27 protein-coding genes and 1 pseudogene are annotated in these 21,022 nt (G+C 40.9%); 11 read left to right on the top strand and 17 right to left on the bottom strand.

What is annotated here, in order from left to right; all coding sequences use genetic code 11:
* Positions 1-100: 100 nt before the first annotated feature.
* Both TOL9009_RS0108320 and TOL9009_RS0108315 read right to left on the bottom strand, forming a co-directional pair.
* Positions 101-457 carry an SET domain-containing protein-lysine N-methyltransferase gene (locus TOL9009_RS0108320; RefSeq protein WP_051502841.1) on the bottom strand — a complete coding sequence of 119 codons (357 nt, stop codon included), beginning with the start codon at positions 455-457 and terminating at the stop codon, positions 101-103.
* The gene (locus tag TOL9009_RS0108315; protein WP_029632396.1) at positions 454-711 is read right to left on the bottom strand and encodes an EamA family transporter; all 258 of its coding nucleotides are present in this window, start codon (positions 709-711) and stop codon (positions 454-456) included. Before TOL9009_RS0108315 ends, TOL9009_RS0108320 begins: the two co-directional genes overlap by 4 nt.
* Before the next feature lie 476 nt (positions 712-1,187).
* On the opposite strand from TOL9009_RS0108315, the gene TOL9009_RS42105 reads away from it, so the two are divergent.
* Complete coding sequence (locus tag TOL9009_RS42105) at positions 1,188-2,195, top strand: helix-turn-helix domain-containing protein (protein ID WP_051502840.1); 1,008 nt, start codon at positions 1,188-1,190, stop codon at positions 2,193-2,195.
* A gap of 78 nt (positions 2,196-2,273) precedes the next feature.
* Here TOL9009_RS42105 and TOL9009_RS0108305 read toward each other — a convergent pair whose 3' ends face one another.
* The 3 genes from TOL9009_RS0108305 to modA form a co-directional block, all read right to left on the bottom strand.
* Positions 2,274-2,825, bottom strand: coding sequence for a Uma2 family endonuclease (locus TOL9009_RS0108305; RefSeq protein WP_029632395.1), 552 nt, complete (start codon positions 2,823-2,825; stop codon positions 2,274-2,276).
* A gap of 306 nt (positions 2,826-3,131) precedes the next feature.
* Positions 3,132-4,967 (bottom strand): molybdate ABC transporter permease subunit, encoded by a 1,836-nt coding sequence (modB, locus tag TOL9009_RS0108300; protein ID WP_029632394.1) that lies wholly within the window; start codon positions 4,965-4,967, stop codon positions 3,132-3,134.
* A 278-nt stretch (positions 4,968-5,245) separates the two neighbouring features.
* Complete coding sequence (gene modA, locus TOL9009_RS0108295) at positions 5,246-6,040, bottom strand: molybdate ABC transporter substrate-binding protein (protein ID WP_029632393.1); 795 nt, start codon at positions 6,038-6,040, stop codon at positions 5,246-5,248.
* Between the two features lie 179 nt (positions 6,041-6,219).
* Between modA and TOL9009_RS0108290 the strand changes: the two genes are divergently transcribed.
* The 3 genes from TOL9009_RS0108290 to TOL9009_RS0108280 all read left to right on the top strand — a co-directional run bounded on the left by TOL9009_RS0108290 (position 6,220) and on the right by TOL9009_RS0108280 (position 9,888).
* Positions 6,220-8,094 carry an iron uptake porin gene (locus TOL9009_RS0108290; protein ID WP_029632392.1) on the top strand — a complete coding sequence of 625 codons (1,875 nt, stop codon included), beginning with the start codon at positions 6,220-6,222 and terminating at the stop codon, positions 8,092-8,094.
* A 344-nt stretch (positions 8,095-8,438) separates the two neighbouring features.
* Positions 8,439-8,726 carry a hypothetical protein gene (locus TOL9009_RS0108285; protein ID WP_029632391.1) on the top strand — a complete coding sequence of 96 codons (288 nt, stop codon included), beginning with the start codon at positions 8,439-8,441 and terminating at the stop codon, positions 8,724-8,726.
* A 424-nt stretch (positions 8,727-9,150) separates the two neighbouring features.
* A complete protein-coding gene (locus TOL9009_RS0108280) occupies positions 9,151-9,888 on the top strand; it encodes a hypothetical protein (protein WP_029632390.1) in 738 nt (245 codons plus the stop codon).
* Between the two features lie 53 nt (positions 9,889-9,941).
* Here the strand turns inward: TOL9009_RS0108280 and TOL9009_RS0108275 are convergent.
* The 3 genes and pseudogenes from TOL9009_RS0108275 to TOL9009_RS48405 form a co-directional block, all read right to left on the bottom strand.
* Positions 9,942-10,371, bottom strand: a pseudogene (locus TOL9009_RS0108275) (RNA-guided endonuclease InsQ/TnpB family protein); the annotation flags it as partial.
* Positions 10,372-10,521: 150 nt separating this feature from the next.
* The gene (locus tag TOL9009_RS0108270) at positions 10,522-10,875 is read right to left on the bottom strand and encodes a Rieske (2Fe-2S) protein (protein ID WP_029632388.1); all 354 of its coding nucleotides are present in this window, start codon (positions 10,873-10,875) and stop codon (positions 10,522-10,524) included.
* Positions 10,876-10,908: 33 nt separating this feature from the next.
* Positions 10,909-11,067, bottom strand: a complete 159-nt coding sequence (locus tag TOL9009_RS48405) for a hypothetical protein (protein ID WP_221928640.1) — start codon at positions 11,065-11,067, stop codon at positions 10,909-10,911.
* Between TOL9009_RS48405 and TOL9009_RS49125 the strand changes: the two genes are divergently transcribed.
* Positions 11,067-11,192, top strand: coding sequence for a hypothetical protein (locus TOL9009_RS49125; RefSeq protein ID WP_260675866.1), 126 nt, complete (start codon positions 11,067-11,069; stop codon positions 11,190-11,192). The two genes, TOL9009_RS48405 and TOL9009_RS49125, sit on opposite strands and share 1 nt — an antisense overlap.
* Positions 11,193-11,218: 26 nt before the next feature.
* Complete coding sequence (locus TOL9009_RS0108265) at positions 11,219-13,804, top strand: GAF domain-containing protein (protein ID WP_029632387.1); 2,586 nt, start codon at positions 11,219-11,221, stop codon at positions 13,802-13,804.
* Between the two features lie 79 nt (positions 13,805-13,883).
* Here TOL9009_RS0108265 and TOL9009_RS0108260 read toward each other — a convergent pair whose 3' ends face one another.
* Together TOL9009_RS0108260 and TOL9009_RS0108255 are read right to left on the bottom strand one after the other, a co-directional pair.
* Positions 13,884-14,096, bottom strand: coding sequence for a DUF433 domain-containing protein (locus TOL9009_RS0108260; protein ID WP_029632386.1), 213 nt, complete (start codon positions 14,094-14,096; stop codon positions 13,884-13,886).
* A 97-nt stretch (positions 14,097-14,193) separates the two neighbouring features.
* Entirely contained in the window at positions 14,194-14,721 is a 528-nt protein-coding gene (locus TOL9009_RS0108255; RefSeq protein ID WP_051502839.1) for a DUF2808 domain-containing protein, read from the bottom strand.
* 418 nt (positions 14,722-15,139) lie between these two features.
* On the opposite strand from TOL9009_RS0108255, the gene TOL9009_RS0108250 reads away from it, so the two are divergent.
* Entirely contained in the window at positions 15,140-15,625 is a 486-nt protein-coding gene (locus TOL9009_RS0108250; RefSeq protein WP_029632384.1) for a DUF4149 domain-containing protein, read from the top strand.
* A gap of 63 nt (positions 15,626-15,688) precedes the next feature.
* Here the strand turns inward: TOL9009_RS0108250 and TOL9009_RS0108245 are convergent, their stop codons facing one another.
* From TOL9009_RS0108245 to TOL9009_RS45340, 4 genes are all read right to left on the bottom strand, one after another.
* Positions 15,689-15,982, bottom strand: coding sequence for a TMEM165/GDT1 family protein (locus TOL9009_RS0108245; RefSeq protein WP_029632383.1), 294 nt, complete (start codon positions 15,980-15,982; stop codon positions 15,689-15,691).
* A gap of 62 nt (positions 15,983-16,044) precedes the next feature.
* A complete protein-coding gene (locus TOL9009_RS0108240) occupies positions 16,045-16,470 on the bottom strand; it encodes a TMEM165/GDT1 family protein (protein WP_029632382.1) in 426 nt (141 codons plus the stop codon).
* Positions 16,471-16,522: 52 nt separating this feature from the next.
* Entirely contained in the window at positions 16,523-16,873 is a 351-nt protein-coding gene (locus tag TOL9009_RS0108235; protein ID WP_029632381.1) for a YkgJ family cysteine cluster protein, read from the bottom strand.
* A 13-nt stretch (positions 16,874-16,886) separates the two neighbouring features.
* Positions 16,887-17,111 (bottom strand): hypothetical protein, encoded by a 225-nt coding sequence (locus tag TOL9009_RS45340; RefSeq protein WP_144238180.1) that lies wholly within the window; start codon positions 17,109-17,111, stop codon positions 16,887-16,889.
* Between the two features lie 12 nt (positions 17,112-17,123).
* Here TOL9009_RS45340 and psb30 point away from each other — a divergent pair, with 12 nt between their 5' ends.
* Complete coding sequence (psb30, locus tag TOL9009_RS43220) at positions 17,124-17,246, top strand: photosystem II reaction center protein Ycf12/Psb30 (protein ID WP_072022116.1); 123 nt, start codon at positions 17,124-17,126, stop codon at positions 17,244-17,246.
* Between the two features lie 55 nt (positions 17,247-17,301).
* Here the strand turns inward: psb30 and TOL9009_RS0108230 are convergent, their stop codons facing one another.
* The 3 genes from TOL9009_RS0108230 to TOL9009_RS49120 all read right to left on the bottom strand — a co-directional run bounded on the left by TOL9009_RS0108230 (position 17,302) and on the right by TOL9009_RS49120 (position 20,199).
* Positions 17,302-19,491 (bottom strand): single-stranded-DNA-specific exonuclease RecJ, encoded by a 2,190-nt coding sequence (locus TOL9009_RS0108230; protein WP_029632380.1) that lies wholly within the window; start codon positions 19,489-19,491, stop codon positions 17,302-17,304.
* Positions 19,492-19,817: 326 nt separating this feature from the next.
* The gene (locus TOL9009_RS0108225) at positions 19,818-20,015 is read right to left on the bottom strand and encodes a type II toxin-antitoxin system HicB family antitoxin (RefSeq protein ID WP_038296246.1); all 198 of its coding nucleotides are present in this window, start codon (positions 20,013-20,015) and stop codon (positions 19,818-19,820) included.
* A 16-nt stretch (positions 20,016-20,031) separates the two neighbouring features.
* Positions 20,032-20,199: a DUF4351 domain-containing protein gene (locus TOL9009_RS49120; RefSeq protein ID WP_260675865.1), complete on the bottom strand. Its 168-nt coding sequence runs from the start codon at positions 20,197-20,199 to the stop codon at positions 20,032-20,034.
* On the opposite strand from TOL9009_RS49120, the gene TOL9009_RS0108215 reads away from it, so the two are divergent.
* The 3 genes from TOL9009_RS0108215 to TOL9009_RS49115 all read left to right on the top strand — a co-directional run bounded on the left by TOL9009_RS0108215 (position 20,146) and on the right by TOL9009_RS49115 (position 20,974).
* Positions 20,146-20,601 carry a DUF29 domain-containing protein gene (locus TOL9009_RS0108215; protein WP_029632378.1) on the top strand — a complete coding sequence of 152 codons (456 nt, stop codon included), beginning with the start codon at positions 20,146-20,148 and terminating at the stop codon, positions 20,599-20,601. The two genes, TOL9009_RS49120 and TOL9009_RS0108215, sit on opposite strands and share 54 nt — an antisense overlap.
* Positions 20,602-20,632: 31 nt before the next feature.
* Complete coding sequence (locus TOL9009_RS47020) at positions 20,633-20,779, top strand: hypothetical protein (RefSeq protein WP_186227505.1); 147 nt, start codon at positions 20,633-20,635, stop codon at positions 20,777-20,779.
* 72 nt (positions 20,780-20,851) lie between these two features.
* Positions 20,852-20,974 carry a hypothetical protein gene (locus TOL9009_RS49115; protein WP_260675864.1) on the top strand — a complete coding sequence of 41 codons (123 nt, stop codon included), beginning with the start codon at positions 20,852-20,854 and terminating at the stop codon, positions 20,972-20,974.
* The last annotated feature ends 48 nt before the right edge of the window (positions 20,975-21,022 follow it).

The following is a 21,022-nucleotide window of genomic DNA, read 5'->3' as shown; positions in this document are numbered from 1 at the left end:
CCATTTGACGCAAAAAATATATTTATCGTGTCAAATAGATACTATTTTTGGGCACTAACTAGCAAGTTGCATTTAAGGCTTTGAGAGATGTGATAAGAAATCAGGGTTTGAGATAATCGGCAATAAATTCACCATACTTTTCCCTGATATCAACAGAAAGAAACTTGAATCCACTGGTTTTTAATCGACAGTTAGATGAGCCACAACCACATTCTGGAATGGCAATAGAAATATACTCTGTTGTCTCGTAGTCCCATGTAATCTCACATCCATAAGGAATATTAACCAATGCTATAAAATCATATGCTCCGAATTTATTATTTCTCACCCCTGTATTTGGATTACAAGAATGATTGATCAATCGTGCCGGCTCATCTAATTCTATATGGAGGTCAAAGTCTACCTGGAAAGAGTGACTAGTTCTGTCTGGTAGAAGCATGACTCTGCGTCCAGTCACGACTGTTTCACCCCTAAGAAGACTCCATCCCTTAGCAGTGGAAGATTAAGGAAACGCAAATACAGGGTGAAAGGTAATGCCGCTACTGTGAAGCGCGTTGCCAATATTGCCGAAGGAGAAAGACTACTGACGGCTCCCTTGAGCAGCGGATAGCTCGTACCCCAGATGAGGGTGACAACAAGCAACACTACTATACCCCAAGCATGGAGAATGTTTGGTGATTTTTGAGAGTCATTATTTAATTCTGCGGTCATTGAGCAACATAGCTTATTAGCGTCATTGATGGATTGTCAAAATATTCCAAAGTAATTCAATTAGGAGGGATAAAAGTCATACGATCGCCTGCTTCAAATTTATGTTTTCTATCACGGTATTTAGCAAAATTTTCATATGATTTTTGATGTGTTTGTTGTCAACGTAAAAATAGCGATCGCTAGATTTTTACATCACGATCGCAACTGAATATGTGCAATACAGAGTCTTACATAATTCAGTGCGTATGTATTTTGTAAGACTCGTGTTACCGTTAGCCTGTTTTTTCGGGAAAAAGTGTATTTCCTTTCTGCGTCACACAGTAAATATACAATTATTTAATAGAAAAGAATATTCCAAAATTCCAACTTTTGGATATCTAAATAAACGCCACTAGACGGTGTATGATTACCTTAATCCCTTGAATACTCGCTAAAGCTCACGATTACATGATTTTACTCATCTATAATCCCAATCTATGTCGCTCATCTCCAACCAAGACCCTCACATCCAGCCTCTGGTCATCACTCGCCAATTTGATGATATTGATACCTGTGCGAAAGCAATCAATCCATTAAATGTCACTGTCAACCAGTTAACCCCAGGCAGCTTTGTGGGGAATATTAATTTTGCAGACTTTAGGGGTCTGAAGTTTATCCACGTTACCTCTAATCAATGCGTGACATTTAAGGGACCAAAGCCTCCTCATGATGTGACATTTACAACTATCCTTCAAGCTAATGAGACACAGGTTCTGTCTCACGGTTGCCCGATAAAAAAACAGGATATATTTGGGTTTGATCCAACTAGGGAAGCCGATGTAGTGTCCGGGAAAGATTCTCACATAGTCCTTGCTAGGCTTAATTTGTCAGTTTTCCAGTCCTTAGCCGAACAAATGGGGTATGATCTAGGGCAGAAGTTTCTCAAGCAAAATTTAATCCGTTTGCATCCTTCTTCATTGCGCCATTTAAGAGCTTATTATCAGCAAATCACTGAAATATTTACCGGCAAAACATCATTATTAATACAGCCACAGATGCGATCGCTGATTGTGGAAGATTTTTTGCCATTGCTGATCAATACGCTGGGAAAGAGCGCACAAAAAAACCGACACACACCAAAAATCTTCCACCGTTACTCCTTTGTCAAAAAAGCCGAAGAGATTGCACAATCTTATAGCGATCGCCCTTTAACCCTAAAACAACTATGCGACAATTTAGGAACTAGCAGTAGTACTTTATCTTATGGCTTTCAAGATATTTTTGGTGTAAGTCCAATGTCTTATCTGAAAATTCAACGGCTCAATGGAGTGCGTCGCACTTTAAAAAATGCTGACCCTAACACCACAACGGTGATGCAGATAGCTGAACATTGGGGTTTTTGGAGCGGTGGGCATCTTTGCAGAGATTACAAAGAAATGTTCGGTGAGTTACCATCAGAAACGCTACGATGTCATAAGACATCTCCGAAAATGAGCTATGCGTAGTCCACAACCCTTGTAGAGACGTAGCATTGCTACGTCTTTTCTGGAGATGTCTATTTTGGTCAATTCGACACAAAAATCTCATCTGTTAATAATTTGCTCCACCGAAACAGAAACATCTGGGAATGCAAGCGGTTGAATTATTCCCGCAGTTAGTGTCAATTTTGTGGCGTAATCTCCCTCTAAGGGTTCTCTAAACACTACCAAATGTAACTTTTTGAGATTTACAACCCAATACTCAGGAATACCCGCTTCGGCGTAGATTTTGCTTTTTATCTCTAAATCTTTCTCCAAACTAGAGTTAGCATACTCAATCAGCCAAAAAATATTTTCTGGATAGGGGTGATGCTCTCGATAATCGCGCCCTAAACGTTGGACAATGGCAACATCTGGCTCTGGTTCGGAATCGTTGGGTAAGGTGATAGGCTTGGCTTGACGAATTTTAGCGCGTTCACCCAGTAATTTTGCCAGATACTCTCCAGCCTCATCACTACAATAAGCGTGTGGTTCTCCTTCTGGTGACATTTCGACAATTTCTCCCTTCAGCAGTTCAACTCGGCGATCGCGCAAAATCTCAGCAGCAATCATCCGGTGATATTCGTCAATCGTCCACTTAGCAGCGATAAAAGTCATGCGATCGCTAGCGACTCAATAATGATTATTTTCTCATATTAAAGCATTCAATAGCGCTTCCTAGTCTGCTGAGGTACAAATTTATCCTGACTTTTCACGGTATCTGGAAAACGTCTCTCTAAATCTCTCTCCTACAAGGAGAGAGACTTTGAATTTTCCCCCTTCCCGTTTCGGAAAGGGGGTTAGGTCAATCGTTAGCTTTTCCACATGACCTGAAAAGTCAGAAATTTATCTGCGTCCATCAGCGTTTATCTATCTTCATCTGCGGTTAATTCAATATTCTGTACCTCTCGAAGCCATCCTATTTCATCTTTCTCCGGACATGAGGATAAGTCGCATGGGATCTAAATGAACGTACCAAGGGAAAGGTTGGTCTTTGAGTGTCGTCCATTTCTCTTTGAATACTTCGGCTTGTAAATGATAATCTTGATTACCTGTACTAGACGAATGCAACTTCAAAAATAACGTCATTCGGTGGGGTGTTTCAATGGTTTTTACCAACCAACAAGGAAATATATTTTCACTTTTTAAATCGCTTTTAAAGGTGATATGATGGGCGCGAATGCCTATAAAAGATAATTCGTCTGGAATGGTTTCAACTACTCTTAGTGTACAACCCCAATCAATCGCTTCTACTTCGTGGGGTGTAAAAGTGCGAGCCATAGAAAAGTTCTTACAACCAGTTAATTGAGCAACCGTAACTGTAGCAGGATGTTCAAAAATTTCGTATTTTAAACCATAATGAACTTGTTGACCTTTATCCATCACCAACAAATTTGGACAAATTCGGTAAGCTTCTTCTAAATTGTGGGTGACAAATAAAGTGGTTCCCTGGTAATCTGCTAAGATAGCAATCATTTGCTGTTCTAGTTGACTCCGCAAGTGAGTATCCAGTGCTGAAAATGGTTCGTCTAAAAGTAAAGCTTCTGGTTGAGATGCTAAAGCTCTGGCTAATGCGACTCGTTGCTGTTGACCACCAGAAAGTTGTGAAGGATAGCGATCGCTATATCCTTGCAATTGTACCCCTATAAGTTGAGCCTCTACTTGCTGCTTCACAGATGTAGAAGATAACCCCTTCGGCAAACCAAAGGCGATGTTTTGTGCTACCGTCATGTGTGGGAAAAGCGCGTAGTTCTGCACTAAAAAACCAATATGGCGATCGCGTGCAGGTAAATTGATTTTACGTTCCGCATCAAATAACACCCGACCATTTAAAACAATTCGCCCCCAAGTCGGTGTTTCTACCCCTGCCAAACAGCGTAAAATCATACTCTTCCCAGCTCCAGAACCCCCCAACAATCCCAAAGGTTCCTTATCAGCACTGAATGATACTTTCAACTCAAAACCGGCAAGCTTTTTCTCAATATCTACAAAAAGTCCAGAATTCTTAATTAAAGCTTCTCCCCCTTGTCCCCCTTGTCCCCCTTGTCCCCCTTGTCTCCCTTGTCCCCTTGTCCCCCTGTCCCCTTGTCTCCTTGTCCCCTTTCCCCTCGCTTCTTGCCAAATATTCACTGCAACTATCCCAGATAGAGAAGTAGCCATAATTACCAGCGACCAAAGCCAAGCTTCATTATTATCACCGGCTTCCACAGCAAAATAAATTGCTAATGGCATAGTCTGCGTTTGTCCGGGAATATTGCCAGCTAACATCAAAGTAGCTCCAAATTCACCCAAAGCACGAGCAAAAGCCAGCGTTGTTCCCGCTAAAACTCCTGGAAGTGATAAAGGTAACATGATACGCCAAAACATCGTCCATTGGGAAGCACCAAGGGTTTTGGCTACTAAAAGGAGATTTTGGTCAATTTGTTCAAAAGCTCCTAGTGCAGTTCTATACATCAATGGGAAAGAGACAACTGTGGCTGCGATCGCTGCACCATACCAATTAAAAACGATGCTAAAGTTAAACTTATCCAGAAATTGCCCAGCAGGACCATATTTGCCAAAAAACATCAGCAAGAGAAAGCCAATGACTGTTGGGGGCAAAATCAGCGGAGAAACGAAAATTCCCTCAATCAGCGATTTGCCTTTACCTCGGTATCCCAACATCCAATAGGCAGCGGCAATACCAAGGAAAAAGGTAATAATTGTGGCAAGTAAAGAGGTTTTCAGCGATATCCACAAAGGGGTTAAATCGAGGGGCATAAATCAATTTAAAATTTACTCATTCAAAAACAGATAAAATTCGGAAATTTTGTCTGTTCTTAAAACTAACAACTATTTTACCTACTAATATGATGTCTTCCTAATTATGAATAAAAACATTTCAACCGTCGTAGAGACGTTCCGGCGGAACGTCTTTACAACATGTGTGATTTGTCGGATATAATATCATGTCTTCATAATTAACATTAATAAAAACATTTCAACCGTCGTAGAGACGTTCCGGTGGAACGTCTTTACTATAATTGGGTGAAGGAGCTTTAAGACAAAAGAAAGCCGTATTTAGTGAGTACACCCTTAGCTTGCTCACTCGTCAAAAACTGAACAAAATCCTTCGCAGCAGCAGCATTTTTACTACTTTTCAACACTGCCATCGGATAGATAATTGGCGAATGATATTTTTCATCAGCAGCAACAACAATTTTCACCTTGTCGGAGATTTTAGCATCAGTTCTATAAACCAAACCAGCATCAGCATTACCACTTTCTACTGCTGCTAGAACTTGACGTACATTGTTAGCATAGACGAACTTACTTTTTATCTTCTCAAAAATGCCCAATTTCTTCAAAACTTGCTCACCATATTGTCCTGCTGGAACACTTCTAGGTTCCCCGATCGCTATTTTTTTGATATTATCTCCAGTCAAGTTATAAAAACTGGTAACACCGGCAACATTATTTGGCACAACCAAAACCAAACGATTCTTTGCCAACACTGCACGAGTCCCCCCAAGCAACTGCCCTGCTTGTTCTAATGTATCCACCTGCTTTTTCCCCGCAGAGATAAAGATATCTGCCGGGGCACCTTGCTGAATTTGTTGTAATAAAGCACCAGAAGCCCCAAAATTATAGTTAATATTGACTCCTGGTTTACTTTGTTGATAGACAGTCTTAATTTCTTCCATTGTTTCTTTTAAGCTAGCAGCAGCAGAAACAAGTAAGTTGCTGTTAGACTGTGCTACCACAGTAGACTGACTCAGCACTGGTAAGCCAATTGTGAGCAGCAAGCTGATAACGGCTACACTAATTAAGGTAAAAAATTGTCTTCTGTTCATCGTCAACCCGATCATGAGATTTTTTCATAAAATTACCCCTTGGTAGTCATAATACCAACATAACTATGATTTACTGCAAAAATTGGTAAAATTTTGGAAAATATGTAACCCTTGATACGATTTAACCAACTTATTTGGTAGTAACTTATCAATTAAGTTGGTATAAAGGTGTGAGGGAAATGTTTAATTTACTTGCGTTATCTTTCGGGATAGCTCCAATACTGTTATTTGCGAGCGTTATCACTGCACAAACTGCATCCGCAAATCCAAAAGTAGAAAGCGATACTCAATCCATTCAGTTGCAGACAGAAAATAATCTGGTTTGGGAAACACCAATAGTACCCATTAAAGATATTTTATCCGAACAGAACCAGCAAATCAATCAAGATCCATCAACAATAGAGCAGGTGACTTCAGTCTCGCAACTATCAGACGTACAACCTACAGATTGGGCATTTGGTGCTTTGCAATCATTCGTTGAACGCTATGGTTGCATTGCCGGCTACCCAAACGGTACTTTTAGAGGCAATCGGGCAATGACTCGCTATGAGTTTGCTGCTGGTTTGAGTGCTTGTTTGGAGAGGGTTCAAGAACTGATTGCCACAAGTACAGCTGACATTGTGAAAAAGGAAGATTTAGAGACTCTGCAAAGACTGCAACAAGAGTATGCTGATGGGTTAACGGAACTGCGAGGACGAATAGATCCCTTGGAAGCACGTATAGCAGTTGTGGAAAGTCAGCAATTTTCTGCGACTACCAAGTTGACTGGAGATGCAATTTTTAGTGTTGCCGGTGTGTTTGGTGAAGACAGAGCGCTCAATTCTGACCAGTTGAATGAGATTAATAATCCTAGCATCACCGCAGCACAGAGGAATACAGCCAGAGCAAATGCTTATGGTTCATCAGGTTCCAGGTTGCGAGATAATGCAGTTTTTAGCGATCGCGTTCGTTTAATCTTTGATTCCAGTTTCTTCGGCAAAGATCGCTTGCGAATTATCCTCAAAGCAAATAACACCATTCCTTTTAACTCGGCAGTTACTGGGACAAACATGACTCGCTTGAGTTATGACACCACAGTCCGGCAGGAAAATACAATAGATATAGGGAAAATATTCTACAATTTTTCTGTGGGCGATCAGCTCAGTGTCACGGTTGATGCTATTGGTGGATCATTCTTCGATAACTTTAACACTGTTAACCCCCTGTTTACCGCAGCAACAACAGGCTCACTCTCACGCTTTGGTCGATTTTCACCCATCTACCGAGCAAGCAACACAGGTCTTGCTGTTGGTCTAGGTTCGGGGGTGAGTGGTATACTCAAATTGAACGACATATTTACCTTGTCTGCCGGTTATTTAGCACGCAATGGTAGTGACCCAGGTAATAATAGGGGTTTATTTGATGGTAGTTATGGAGCTTTAACCCAATTAGCTATTCAACCAAATAAAGATGCGACCATCGCTTTAACTTACGCACACTCTTACTTCAGCGGTGTTATCGATGGTGTTGTAAGTGGTGATGTAAACGTTTCTGGTTCTGAAGGTAGTGCTTTTGCCGCTGCTCCCTTTGGTAACAATATTGCCACCTCTGCCAATCATTACGGTTTACAAACTAGTTATCGCTTTAACCCTAAATTCGTCCTTTCTGGTTGGGTTGGATATACCCAAGCAACTGCGGAAATAGCTTCAGGTAATAACCGTGCAAGCAATAATGTTAACAGAGGTGACAAAGCCGATATTTGGAACTGGGCTGTAACTCTTGGTTTCCCTGATTTGGGTAAAAAAGGCAACTTGGCTGGGATTATTTTTGGTCAACCACCAAAAGTCACAAGTAATGACTATGGTCCGAATACGTTCGCACCTACAGCGACAAATCGAATAGTTGATCGTCGTAGAGATAGCGATACTTCCTATCATTTGGAAGCGCTGTATCGTTATCAAGTTAGTAGCAATCTCTCAATCACACCAGGGTTTCTGATCATATTCAATCCAGAACAAAACCGCAACAATGATACTATATATGAATGGGTTATCCGCTCTACATTCAGATTCTAGATAATTCTTTATGCTTGAAGATTTGCAAGATTCATTGTAGGTTAGGGCTATTTTCTCACTTATATCACAATACGCTTGGTGTTAAGGATTTTTATACCTCTAGAGACGCGAAATTTCGCGTCTCTACACTCGTATTTTTGGCTTAACTGAACTGTATTCACTTATATTATGTCCGGCAAATCACACATATAAGGTTTTCAGGTAACGCATCATAAGCATAGCGGTCGATGCAATTATGCGATCGCACAAACAATGTCATCACCTATCGACCATCCTATAAAATGTTGAGATTGCAGCAATTACCAAAGCGATATACTAGACAAGTCAATTAACAAAATTTAACAATGGTAGAACGTCCAATCAAAAAATCGGAACGTCAGCCTTCTCCAGATACTGACAATCAGCCAGAAAAGTCGGATTCTATGCCGACTGCCAAACCCACTCCCAAAAGCTCAAAACGGAGTGATGACCGCTCGGAGGGTAGAGGCAAAAAAGCAACCTTTGGGGATGAATCAAGGCAATCGGTTAATCCAGCCCTAGCGCGGGGTCCGAAACCTGTTAAACCTCAGCCCAAAGTCATTATAGAGCCAGAAAGCGAATCAGAACCAATTTCCGAAGAGTCTCAAGATTAATTTTTAGGATAGTTGACGTTATCAAGATTCTTGAGAGTCAGAATACTGCGATCGCTCAGTTCGAGTGCTTGAAATAGTGCGATCGCAGTCTGAATAATTGATGTAAGCGTTCTTGAACGAGTAAGAGTTTAACTTCAGCCAAATCATTCCGTAGATAGAAGTTCTCTCCTCATAAGTTTTCTGAGGAATTCGCTCTTTTATTAAATTAAATAAATTAATTAAACAATCCCTCCTTGGGAGGAGGTTTATATCACCTCTTTAGACAGAACCGTTTTCATCAATACCGAAGTTATTCTGACAATACATTGAAACACGGTTTCAAATAAGACCAAAAGTGTATACTCGGCGTTTTTCCACTGATAACACCTTAGATGCTCTTCGATTCTAGCTTTATCAAATCTTCACCTTCATAAAAATAACACATATGACTAACCCCAATGATAACAAAAGTTACCGCGAAGAACACCAAGAAAGTTACACCGATAATAGCGGAAACACCCATACCAACGTGACACGAACTTCCGAAACAGTTAATAACAAACTAGATCCTCAATCTTTCGAGAATGGTTATGTTAATGGTCAAACATCTGAGCGTATTTATCAGGAAGAGACATTGATCCCACGGGATAATGAAAACGCTAATCGTGGATTGTTAATCGGTATTTTGCTTACTGCCCTAGTTGGGTTGATCGGTGGTTCCTTGTGGTATTTCAATCAACGCGATCAAGCTGTGGATAACACTGTTGCACCAGTAGCGGTTCCTGTACCCGTTAGAGGTGCCGAACCCAGCCCAACTCCTACAGTCACTATTACCCCTCAAGTCCAAACTACAATTATTGAAAGAACTAAGGAAGTTCCAGTTCCAGTTGAAAAAATTAAGGAAGTTCCAGTTTTTATACCCGTACCTCAACAGAAAGCAGCACCTGCACCAACGGTGAAACCTAACATTAACATTATTGTTCCCCCTCAACAGCCTGAGGCTAAACAAACCACTACACCAACTATTCCTACCCCGTCATCAAGCTCAAATAGTAGCAGTAATAGTACCTCTATCTCTACTCCAACAACGACTTCTGAAGAGAAACAAAATAAAACAGATATAACACCGAGTAGCAGTTCTTCGCCTAGTGAGAGCAATAATCAAGATAGTTCCACTCGGTAATAGCTTACGTGACATACTCCCACACTGAATGAGTACATTACAGTGTGGGCTTCTCAGACAATCCGGCTATTGCGAGCGGAGGCTCTGAGCTTTAAGAACCGGATGACCCTCGGCTCTATTTTTTATATTTATCGCAGCGTTATGATCGCGGTCAAGACTACACCGACAATTAGGGCAGTCGTGCCATCTTTCATGCAGCTTTTTAGGAACTTTCACCCCACAACTAGAACAATCTTGACTTGTGCCAGATGCTTTAACTGGGATAACCAACAAACCAGCATTCACGGCTTTGTTTGTCAATATCGACAGAAAGCTTGACCATCCAGCGTCCGTTACAGACTTTGCCAATCGTGTTCGTGCAAGTCCTTTGACATTCAAATCCTCAACCGCAATAACATCATATTTATTCAACAGATTATTCGCGGTTTTGAAATGAAAGTCTTTTCGCTTGTCAGCAACTTTTTTATGTTGTTTACCCAACTGAACGGATTACCGTTTCAGTGTGGGGCTTCTGTCGGTTCAAGCTAAAAAGCGGTTTTAATATTAGTGAGGTACAAACGGGTGGGCATCTGCCCACCCCAGAAGAGTTTTAATACCAATGTGCTGTATAAACCTCACCCTTACAGCCTGAGTTTATTCCAACCCTACCCAAATACTACCTTCATCTACACGGGTAGGAAAAACAGCGAGTGCTTTTTCTTTGGATATCATCCCCAGCACGTTGCCAATACCGGGGGGAAAAGGACTCCATTCCTTAACATTACCGGTACGTAAGTCAAAGGCACTACGATGAAAAGGACAAATAATCGCCCCATCTTCTGTTAGTTTGCCCTTTCGCATCGGTAGCCGCAAGTGCGGACAGGAATTTTCTACGGCATATATTTGGTTGTCATGGTGAAGCAGTAGAATAGCGCGTTGTTCAACTTTGACAACTTTCCGCTCATTAGGGGGTAGTTCATCTTGAGTTAATACCTTAATCCAATTCATGGGCACCTCGCAGCTATAGCAGACTTGGGAATTTTATGCGTTTTTGGCGATCTGTAGGGCGATCGCGTACATAATTTCACACAAAAATGGGGAATGGGGCATTGGGCAATGGGCAATGGGGCATGGAAAGAATCCTATTAGAACGGGCATTACTTTCTTGAGTTTTTTTAATTCCCAATGCCCTATGCCCAATGCCCTATGCACCATGCCCTATGCCCAAATTGATGACGCTAGCTCGACAACAGATTAAACTGTGGATAATATGTAGCGATTGTTGCTATCAGCAACACTTACATACATTTCATAAACATTTCTAAATCTAATCTTATATCTAAAACCACTTATGTCAGTGTATCAACCTAGTTGCGGGGAAGCCGCTGATTTGATTATTGGGGTTTGCAATCAAGAAAACGGCGATTTGAACCCAAATTCTGATTCTGTGGGTGTCCTCGCTAAAAGAAAAGGCACTATATCTAATTTTCTGGCTCCCCTCACCCAGGATAATTTTAAACAGGTTGTTACCGAAGTAGAACAAAAACTGCTGATTGTAAATCAAACCCTTTCCATGTTGGATTCCCAAGGGTTTGAAAGGATTTTGCAAGAAATGTTACACACGATAACACTTAAAACCGGTGAATTACTAGGAGCAGACCGAACAACGATATTTTTATTAGATGAAGAAAAACAAGAACTTTGGTCAATTTTGGCAGAAGGAGAAGGCGATCGCTCTCTAGAAATTCGCATTCCAGCTAATAAAGGGATTGCAGGTGAAGTCGCTATGTATAAAAGAGTGATTAATATCCCCTATGATTTTTATCAAGATCCGCGATCGGTAATTGCTAAAGAACAAGAAAAAAAAATCGGCTACCGCACTTACACAATGTTAGCTTTGCCATTATTAAATGAACAAGGGCGTTTAGTTGCAGTAGTACAATTACTGAATAAATTACTATCTCCTAATAATCCAGATGCCTCTATTTCCGAGCGAATTGATCTTAGAGGCTTTACCAGCGCTGACGAACAATTATTTCAAGAATTTGCACCTTCAATTCGCCTAATATTAGAATCATCACGCTCTTTTTATATCGCAACCCAAAAACAAAGAGCAGCAGCAGCGTTGATGAAAGCGATTAAGTCTCTTTCTCAAAGCAATCTCGACTTAGAAGACACTCTAAAACGGGTAATGGACGAAGCGAAGGAACTAATGAACGCCGATCGCAGTACTCTATGGTTAATAGACCGCGATCGTCATCAATTGTGGACGAAAATTACTCAAGATGATAATTCTACCAAAGAGTTGCGAATCCCAATCGGTAAAGGCTTTGCTGGCAAGGTAGCAGAATCTGGGAAAACGATAAATATCATGTTTGATTTATATGACCATCCTGACTCTGATACGGCAAGAGACATGGACAAGCAAAATGGCTATCGCACATGTAGTTTACTGTGTATGCCAGTGTTTAACACCGATCAAGAATTAATTGGTGTTACTCAGCTAGTAAATAAAAAGAAATCAGGGGATTTTCCACCTTATAATCCAGCTTATTCGCCGAAAGCACCTGAATGCTTCCAAGCTAGTTTTGAACGCAACGATGAAGAGTTTATGGAAGCTTTTAATATTCAAGCAGGAGTCGCATTGCAAAATGCTCAGTTGTTTGCCACTGTTAAACAACAAGAACAAATGCAGCGCGACATTTTACGCAGTCTTTCTAATGGTGTAGTTTCTACTGATAAAACTGGATTAGTTATTGCTGTGAATGAAAGTGCAAAACGCTTGTTAGGGCTGGATGTAGATGACCGTTTAGAAGGTAAATTAATTACTGATGTCATCCGCATCAAAGAAGGCGATTTTAGTAAGTGGTGTAATGATGCTTTAAATGCAGCTAATCTCAAATGCAGTCAGCAATATTATCCCGATCGCATACTCATTACCGATCAAATAAAACCACACAGTATTAATTTATCAATAAATACAATCGCCGATGCTAACGATAATCAGCAAGTGCGTGGGGCATTAATTGTCATGGAAGATATCAGCGATGAAAAACGCCTCAAGAGTACAATGTACCGCTACATGACTCAGGAATTAGCAGAAGAATTGCTGAAGTTGGATGACGCTAAATTAGGAGGCGATCGCAAAGAAGTTTCGATTTTGTTTTCTGATATTCGCGGCTACACCACTTTAACTGAAAATCTGGAAGCCGAAGAGGTGGTAAGTATGCTCAATGAATATTTTGAATCGATGGTAGAGGCGATTTTCAAACATAAAGGCACTCTTGATAAATATATCGGTGATGCAATTATGGCAGTGTTTGGTTCCCCTTTACCCTTAGAAGAACATGCTTGGATGGCAGTGCAGACATCTTTAGAAATGCGCGATCGCTTAAAGGAATTTAATGCCCGTCGTTACGCAGCTAGTAAGCCGAGAATCAAGATTGGTATTGGCATCAATTCGGATATTGTAATTAGTGGTAATATTGGTTCTAGCAAGCGGATGGAATTTACAGCGATCGGTGACGGTGTTAACCTTGGTTCTCGATTAGAAAGTGTTAGCAAATATTATGGTTGCGATATTATTCTTAGTGATAACACTTATAAACCATGTCAAGATAAAGTCTGGGCTAGGGAACTAGATTACATTCGTGTTAAAGGTAGAAATGAGCCAGTTGCAATTTATGAATTAATCGGTTTGCGTTCTAATTCTCTCAAAAGCGAAAAATTACAAGTAATTGAGTATTATCATAAAGCACGAAAGTATTATTTAAATCGCGACTTTAAAAAGGCTGAAGCTGAGTTTTCTAAAGTTTTGCAAGTTGACAAACTTGACCAAGCTGCTATGCTGCATGTACGGCGTTGTCAGCACTGGTTACACCAACCTCCATCTGATGCAGATTGGGATGAAGGTGTCTGGACTTTTAAGGATAAGTAACTTGTACTCGCTTTTTTCGTAGCGAATCCTCTTAAAAAAACTCTGCGTTACTCTGCGCTTACCTCCGCGTTCCTTTGCGTTAAAAAACGCGCTCGTTCTTTGCGATCGCTGTACTAAGACAAGCACGAATGTCATCTTCGGTCAAATAGGGGAAATCCTCAAGAATTTCTTGGTGAGACATTCCTGCTGCGAGGTACTCCAACACGTCATAAACTGTGATTCTCATTCCTCGAATACAAGGTTTACCACCACGCTTACCTGGTTCGATGCTGATAATGTCTCGATAGCTCATAGCTGAAAATTCCACATAGGTTAAGCAGCAGTCATAATTATAGTTTACTGCTCAGGCATAAAAAGATAGCCAAACCATAGCTCACTACGAGTTAAAATCAAGGACGACGGAAAAATCCAGAGTCAAAACCGTGGCTGTAAAATTGTAACCTTCCATAGCCCAGAAATTGCCCGTGTGATTTCTCACCTGCCGGAAAAGCTGTGACTCCAAATAGATAAACACCGCTAACTATCGGATTTTGCACTGGTTTCAAACCAATTGTAATGGTTTTACCTGGAGAAACTGGGGGGTTAAATGTTAGCGAGATTGTCTTTTTATCTCTGCTAATATCTGTCAGTTGTAACTTCTGTCCCTCCTTAGAACGCGTACCTTCAAATGCGTAACTTTTTTTGAGTTCAAACTCGATGTCATCTATTCCTTCATGCTGGTTAATAGTTATTTTTTGTAAAGGTTCGCCAGCATTATCTGGCAAGTTGATTGTAAAATAATATGTCGCACCCGACACATAAACGTCATTATATGTAGTCCCTGTATATGTCAGGCTCGGCGGTTGAGCAAAATATACTGTACCATCTCGCAATTGGATTGCTTGAGTCAGGCGATCGCTATATCCGCCAATTCCCATTGTGCAAGCAATTGCGCTGCTAAATAAAACTACTATATGTATTACTTTATTCACGGTTCAAAATGGTTTATTAAGCTAATCGCGATCTAAGTTGTACTTAGCTCGTTGCATTTAACTTTCTTTTAAAGAAGTTAGTTTATATTAGACATCGACCGAATTTAAATATGCCTTATCTAGAACCCTTGTAGAGAGACGTGGCAGTGCTACGTCTCTACATTTTTTTACGCCTATCTCTATCGCTATATTACCATCAAATAGCAACAATTATTTTCATTTGTTAGATTTTGTAAACTTAGGTTAATTTTCTCAGAAAAGAAGCAAAAAAAGTCACAAATATATTGTTAAAGATAATTGAGATTGCTTGTCAAAGTAACTATTGAGGCGACAAACTAGAAATTAAATACAGGCAATTATTTTTATGAATTCTATTTCCAACGTTGAACTCAAGCGCCCGATTTGGCAAAATGCTGTCATCTTGACTTTAGGTTTCTGGCTCAGTGCTAGTCTAGTTTTGGATTGGGTAATTATGCCTAGTCTTTATTTTTCCGGCATGATGACTCAAGCAGGTTTTGCCACAGCAGGCTATGCTATTTTCTGGAATTTTAATCGCATTGAATTATTGTCTGCTGGCATCATATTGACTGGTATTTTGGCTATGACCAAAACTCATAGCTGGCGTCGTGGTACTCTAGTTTTAGCAGTATTGCTACTAGCTGTATCTTTGGTTGACACTTATTTCTTAACTCCACAAATGTCTGCAATTGGAGTTCAACTCAATTTGTTTGATACAGCTACTACAATTCCAGCAGGAATGGATTTGTTACACGGTGGTTACTGGGTGCTGGAAACCGTGAAGTTATTGGCTGCGGGGACGCTTTTAAGTCGCTGCTATAGAGAAGCTTAATTGGAAGTACGTGCATCTCTCAAATTTGCCTACCAGACTGATAATCACTGGTAGGCAATTGTTTTATTCAGAATCTGCGGATGCTTGATTATTAGGTAACAACAGACGTAGAGCCAGTATCCCAAATCCCACAGCAGCGATCGCTTTTAATATACGTGTTGGTAATAATTCTGCCACAGTTCCCCCCGCCAGCGCTCCTAACAAGCTAGTCAGCAGCAACGCACCGGCTGTTCCAAAGAACACTGCACGCTTCGATTGACAACGACCTGAAAGAGCGATCGCCGCTAACTGACTTTTATCACCTAATTCTGATAAAAAAACTGTAATAAAACTTAACCCTAAAAGATGCCAATCCATTAATTTTATCCTTTATTAATTGTTCGACTAACTACCTACAGACGCGATTAATCGCGTCTCTACTAACCAATAACCACATCCCAAAACAGCATTACCGAAATCAGCAACAACATCACCCCAGCAGCTTTTTCCACAGTTTTCGGAGAAAGTCGGCTACTTATCCAACTTCCCAAGAGTACACCTAATAAACTTGTGGTAATCAACGCAGCCGCAGATCCTATAAATACCACCCACGGTGAATGCGATTGAGCACTCATCAATAAAGTTGATAGCTGTGTTTTATCGCCAATTTCTGCCAGAAATATTGTGACAAACGTAGTGCCAAAAGTCACCAATGCTGACTCTGGCTTTTCAGCACAATCAGCATCCAGAGGCTTAACTGGCTCAGTAACAATATTTATAGAGTCGCATTCGATACTATTTATTATTTCTGTCTCGCTTTCAATTGGAGATATAGCAGAAAGGCTCAAAGGCTCATCAAGTTTCACAAGCAGTAGTCCTAAGTGATTTTCATATTCTTCTCATTTTCTCAGTTTATCATCATAAACCAACGGAAGAATCAAAACGCAGTATTTCCAGACTGCGATCGCCATAAACCCCCTCTATCTGTTGCCGACAGCAATCAATGGCAAAATCATTCAGTTCCTCTGGCTCAATACCATACATATCCTGAAACACCTCTGTTTCGACACGGCAGAAACGAGGACGATTTGCGTAAATGCGGCACTCTCTTGTGGTATGGTCAAAATTAACGCACCATCCACCCTCACCAACCATACTTAGATACAGTTCCAGTTCCTCTGGTAATAAATACTCTTCTAAGTCTGGACGCTCTGCTGGGTCTAGATGACAGCAGGCTCCACATTGCTTTATACATACCCAAGTTGCCATTTTTCCACCTTGATTAGAAAGAGCGGTAGAGACGTTCCGGTGGAACGTCTGTAGTTAGGTAGAGACGTTCCACCGGAACGTCTGTACGAAATGCGCGGACAATGCCCAATGCCCAGTTTATGTTTTTTCTTATAATTTTGTTAAGTAAATTAAATTTAGTGCGCGATCGCCGGATATGATCGTTTTCGGGTTTTGCATTTGATTTATTTAATTTTTTTAGATCAATAATTGAATTCAACCGGAGGCAATAATGTTTGACGCTTTATCGAATATCCATTGGGAAGTTATATTTCAGCTAGTTTCAGTTGGGCTAATTATGATAGCTGGACCAGTAGTTATATTTTTGCTAGCATTCCGCAACGGCAATCTTTAAAAGTTCTGAATGAGGTAGAGACGTTCCGATGGAACGTCTTTACAGTGGAACGTCTCTACCTAACTGATTTTAAAGCCTTTAGAGCAGCTTGGATAATACCGTCATACTGCGGTTGAGAAATATCAACTATTTTAGCATCTTGGCGATTGGTTCCTAAAAGAGCTTTAGATTCTCCTGGCTGAACAGCGAGAACTTTACCTTCAGAGTTTTTAATTCTTAGTTCTGGTAACTCACCATTTTGATAGATGCCACAGGTGTAGTGGCGTTGCTTATACTCAAAAGCGCTTTTTGATGGCGTAGATGTTGAGGTGAAAGACAGGTGAGACTGTTTTGCTAGTCTGACACCCATTAATTCTAACTCGATAGTGGTATTGCCATTAAAGTTATTTTCGCGCAACTTGTAAGCAATATCCACCTTTGAGGGTAAAGGGAAGTAGTCACCCCAACGCCAAGCGATCGCTTTAATTTTAAACTGTCGATTGTCGATAATTTGTGCCACTGTCAGTTTAATGTGACCTTTGCCAACAATTTTTTGCTCAATTACTTGAACATCAGGTGTCCAGAATACCGGATCGGGGTTGTCGATACCGCAGGGATGAAGGACATTAAGCTGTTGATAAAGCTGAGAATTGATTTCATCCAAGTTTGCTTTAGCATCAATTTTGATTAATGGTTTGATATGCTCAAGTTCTAAAGATTTATTAGCAAACTCACACAATAGCGATCGCAATGCTGGCAAATTCTCTGCTGGGAAAGAAAATCCTCCCGCTGCTTTGTGTCCCCCATATTTGCCAAGCAAGTCATGACAATATTCCAAAGCTGCAAACACATTAAACTCTGGAATTCCGCGTGCGGAACCACGAATATGTGTTTCATCCTCATAAGTGGCGATGAACACAGGCACACCGTAGCGTTCCACCAAGCGAGAGGCGACAATACCAATTACACCATGATGCCAATTTGATTTTACAACAACTAATACCCGGTCTTGCTGTAATGATGAGATAAATTCAGCTTCGACAATAGCGATCGCTTCCAATTCGATTTCTGAGCACATTTGCTGACGTTGCTTATTAATAGCTTCGCACTGCATCGCTCTTGCCAGCGCTATCCCCATATCATCAGTCGTCAGCAAATCTATCACAATTTGCGGATCGCCAATCCGACCAATCGCATTAATTCGCGGACCCAAGCGAAACCCGATATCCTCAGGTTTGAGAGATTTGGGATTTGAGGAATTACGAGTTGGGTAGAGACGTTCCGCCGGAACGTCTGTATTTGGGTAGAGACGTTCCGCCGGAACGTCTGTACGGGAGTTAGGATTTAGGAATGAGGAGTTATGAATTCTTTCGTCCCCCGCTCCCCCACTCCCCTTGTCCCCTTCTCCCACTCCTGCTACTTGAATTAACGCTTGCACTCCCGCTAACTTAGATTTAGGTAACTGTTGTAAACCGCGTTTCACCCAGCGTCGGTTGACTCCTACCAAAGGCGCTAAGTCTGCAATGGTTCCCAATGTAAAAAGTGCTAGCATCGGCTGAATTAAGCCTTTAGCTTGTCCTAGTTTTTGTGCTAGAGAAACCGCCAAAATATAGGCAACGCCAACACCAGCGACACTGCGATAAGGTGAGGATTCGGCTATGAGTTTCGGGTTGAGGATGGCATTAGCTGGCGGTAATTGTTGGGGGATGTCGTGGTGATCGGTGATAATTACTTTGAGATTGAGTTCTCTGGCAAAAGCGATCGCATCATACGCAGAGATACCATTATCTACTGTGAGAATTAGTTTAACACCTTCGTGGGAAAATTCTTCAACAATGCGTTTATTAATGCCGTAGCCTTCGTGCATTCGGCTGGGGATGGCGTAATCAACATCTGCGCCTAAAGTTCGCAGACTACGCAACAATAAAGCTGTGCTAGTCATGCCATCTGCATCGTAATCACCACAGATAGCGATTTTTTCTTTTGATGCGATCGCCGACTCTAACAACTCTAAACTTATCGCTAAATCTGGAAATTCTGACAGTGGTGATGGCAAATTTAAAGATTCTGGATCTAAAAAAGCTTGCACTTGTTCTTTTGTTTCCATACCGCGATTTATCAACAATTGGCTGATAATAGGCGATAGATTCATCAAATCAGCCAGTTGTTGGGCAAATTCTGGTTTTTCTAGGCAAATTTGCCACCGTTGAATCGGCAAACGAGTTAGTCGGCGATCGGGCAATTCAGATGTCAGTTGGTCTGCCATGCAAGCTATTAGCACTTCAGGTGTCATATCATGTCCGGAAAATTACTTATGATGTAAAGACGTTCCGGCGGAACGTCTCTACGACAGTTGCGACGTTTTTATTACTGTTAATTAAAGGGACATGATATCAGCTATTAGCCTAAAGTCTCAAGCTGAATGTGTAAAGTGGGGCAGGGAAGGGAGAATTTTTCCGATTTTCAATGCCCAATATCCTAAAATACGTTAAAGCGACCATCATCAAGGATGTCAGGTGATCGCTTTCTTCGTGAAAGTGCAATGTTTGCGATCGCGAAGCGACTCCAAAGGAGTATCGCACACGATAAACTTTAAGCCACCTTACAAACGGTCGGTTCTGGAAGTGCTTCTCCAGTCGCTTTATAAGCCATTATCAGTGACTCTAATGCCTCAGCACCATTTGCAACAGCTTCCTCATAAGTATCGCCATGCGTCCGAAAAGGCTGTCCGGGGAAATCGGGAAATCCGACTAAAAAGCAGTTGTCTTCATCAGACCATTGAATCAGCATTGGTAGAATACATATTTTATTGCTGATGTTGCAACCAAGCCACTAAATCAGCTTGCATTGAGAAATCTAGTAAGGCTTCGGCTAAATCCTCTAACAATGTTAAAATTATATATCCATAAAGGAGAAGATTATGAGCAATCAATCTGTTCCTAAAACAAATAGTCTCTATGCACAAGATTATCACTTGTGGTTAGAATACACTGTTGATTTATTAAAAAACAAAAATTTTTTAGAATTAGAGTTAGAAAATTTAATTGAAGAAATTGAAAGTATGGGAAGAAGTGATAAAAATGCTTTAAGGAGTAATCTTAGAGTGCTTTTAATGCACCTTCTCAAATACCAATTTCAACCCCAGAACCGATCTAATAGCTGGTTATATACAATCTATGAACATCGTCAAAGATTACAAGAAGCATTTGTAGATAGTCCTAGCTTAAAATACTATTACACGGAAGTTTTTGACAGTTGTTACCAACACGCTAGAAAAGAAGCATCTATTGAAACAGGTCTTCCTCTGTCTATTTTTCCCAAAGACTATCCTTTTTCTGTTGATGAAACCTTAGATTCTGATTTTTTTCCAAATTAATCATAATCGCACGGTGGAGTTTTTGCAGGCGATGCCTTCTCTTTCAGAGACGCTACTGCGAACGGCGGGCTTCTACTTGTGCTTTTTTGTCTCACGCACTCGTAGCAAAGACGCAAAGGAAGAAGAGAGCGATCGCGTTTTGGTGGGTGAGTGGCGATCGCATCTGAGAGGAAATTGATTAGGCGATGCCTTCCCTTCGGGACGCTTCTCTGCGAGAGGCTCCGCCAACGCGAACGGCGGGCTTCTACTTGTGCTTTTCAATAAAAAGCAAGCGATACTCCTACAGAGTCACTTCGCGATCGCATGGTGGAGATTTTCAGGCGATCGCATTCCCGATAAAGTCAGGTTAGCGCAATACCCAGCACATAAATAAAATTTATCGCTTGTATCAAGTATCTATGAAGATGAACTTAATCTTCTA

Source organism: [Scytonema hofmanni] UTEX 2349, from assembly GCF_000582685.1.
In the GTDB taxonomy this organism is placed as follows: Bacteria; Cyanobacteriota; Cyanobacteriia; order Cyanobacteriales; family Nostocaceae; genus Hassallia; species Hassallia hofmanni.
The sequence above is the reverse complement of the archived record's forward strand: the minus strand, read 5'-3'. Positions and strand labels throughout refer to the sequence as shown.